The sequence below is a fragment of the Eggerthella sp. 1_3_56FAA genome (assembly GCF_000185625.1).
Lineage (GTDB): Bacteria > Actinomycetota > Coriobacteriia > Coriobacteriales > Eggerthellaceae > Eggerthella > Eggerthella lenta.
This window is the reverse complement of the sequence record NZ_GL622580.1, coordinates 170,778-172,881: the sequence shown is the minus strand read 5'-3', so window position 1 is coordinate 172,881 and position 2,104 is coordinate 170,778. Positions and strand designations below refer to the sequence as shown.

Genomic DNA, 2,104 nt, shown 5'->3' with positions numbered 1-2,104 from the left:
CGACGGACGGCGAGGGCGCACCGCGCATCGCAGGCGCGTGCCTGGGCGGGCCCGTGCACTTCAACTTCCCGTTCGACGAACCGCTCAAGCCCGACCTGCGGGTCGAAGGGCTGTTCGAAACCGGCCGAAGCGCGTTGAATGCGCCGTCCGATCTGCGCCTCATCCATCCGTCGACTTACCTCGATCCGATGGATTCCGCTCGCGTGCTCGAACTGCTGCGCGGTCGTCGGGTGCTGGTGGCGGCGGGCGAGGGGTCGTGCGCGACGACGGACGAGATGGGTGCGCTGTTGGCCTGGGCCGAGTCGTTCGAGTACCCGCTGCTGGCCGATCCGCTTTCGGGCTTGCGCACCGCCGCCGACCCGCTGGTCATCGACCGGTACGACACCGTGCTAGGCGCTCCATTCGATGCACTGGTTCCCGAGGCGGTCATCCGCTTCGGCCGTTATCCGGTGTCGAAGCGCGCCACCGCGTTTTTGGCGAACGCGGGCGCGATCAACATCGTGGTGGATCCGCTCGAGACGCGCGATTTCAACTGCGCCACCGACGTGCACCTGCGCTGCACGCCGCTCGATTTCTCGCAAACGATGCTGGCGGCAAAGCAGAGCCTCGGCGGCGAAGATGCCGCTGACGACCGGCAGCGTGCTTTCGCGGCGGCGTGGTTGGAGGCGAACGCCGCCGCCGCCGTGCGCGTCGATGCGGTGGATGCGGTGGAAGCCGGGTTCGAAGGCGCGTTCGTGCGCCGCGTGGCCGAGCGCGCCCCGGAGGGGTCGTGCCTGTTCGCGGCGAACTCCATGAGCGTGCGCGCCCTCGACACGTTCTATGCGAAGGGCGGCAGGCGGCTGACGGTGTTGTGCAACCGCGGGCTGAACGGCATCGACGGAACCGTGTCCACGGCGCTGGGCGCCGCGCAGCATTTCGAGCAAACGACCCTGCTCACGGGCGACTTGACGCTGCTGCACGACCTGAACGCGCTGGCGTTGCAGCGCGAGCTGCGCGTGCAGCGCGCGTCGGGCGGCCTGGATCGCAGCATCGTCATCGTGCTGCTGAACAACAACGGCGGCGGCATCTTCGACATGCTGCCCCAACGCTCGGAAGACGCGTACTTCGAGCGGCTGTTCCTCACGCCCCAGGACGTGGAGTTCGGCGCCGCCGCCCAGGCGTTCGGCGTGCCGCACCGCCTGGTGGAAACCGTGGCCGAGTTCGACGCGGCCTACGACGAAGCGCTTGGCGTGCCGGGCATCTCGCTCGTCGAGGTGCGCGTGCCCCTCGAAGGCCTCCCCGAACGCTACGCCCCGTACTGGTCGTAAGCCGCGAGCGGCGAAGTCGGGAGGCGAGGCGGATGATCCGGATACGTGGCGAATTCGGGAATGGAGCGGTCGGCGGTGCTTGCTCGAACGGGCTTTCCGCCGGCCGCCCGGTGAAATCTGGCACAAATTTACGGGTACGGCAGAAGCTTGCAGCTGCGAGAATTCGCGACCTGGGATTATGTCGAAGCGCATTCGGCATTTGGGCGATTCTGGGGGACGAAGCGTGCCGTACCCGTAAATTTGTGCCAGATTTTGGAAGGCCGACCGCGCCGAAGGGCTTGATTCCGCGGCCCTACGCTCAAGCGAGCCGTGTCGGCATGGCTTGTTTCGTGGGAGCCCGATGATGCTCGCTGCCGAGACGCGCCGGTTCTCGTTCGGGGGAATCTCCTTCTTGTATCTGTTGTGTCAGACGCCGGCGAACGGGGCGTCTGCGAGTTGTCCGGCACCAGGCGCCGGCTTCTCGTCCACGACCTTCTCGTCCTGCGCCGACCATGCGCTCAATGTCTGTTGCCCGCCTGCAACCGCCCGCCCGTCCGCCGCCCCGCTCATCTTGCTGCACGGGTTCGCGCAGAGCTCGGCGTCGTGGGATGCCGTGGCGCGAAAGCTGGCCGCAACCGGCCGCCCGATATACGCACTCGACCTGGTGGGACACGGCGAAAGCGAGCGCCCGGCCGACGCATGCGCTTACGCGCTGGACGCGCAGGGCGAGGCGCTGCTGTCCTTCGCCCGCATGGTCGCCGATCGCGAGGGCGCCCGCCCCGCTGTTCTCGGCTACTCGATGGGCGGCCGCGTGACGC

At 68.1% G+C, this 2,104-nt stretch carries 2 protein-coding genes; both read left to right on the top strand.

Features of this window, described 5'->3' with window-relative positions:
- A partial coding sequence (locus tag HMPREF1023_RS06170) for a thiamine pyrophosphate-dependent enzyme (RefSeq protein ID WP_009305332.1) occupies window positions 1-1,307 on the top strand: 1,307 nt, incomplete at its 5' end.
- A gap of 340 nt (window positions 1,308-1,647) precedes the next feature.
- On the top strand, window positions 1,648-2,104 hold a 457-nt coding region (locus HMPREF1023_RS06165; RefSeq protein WP_035578666.1), incomplete at its 3' end, for an alpha/beta fold hydrolase.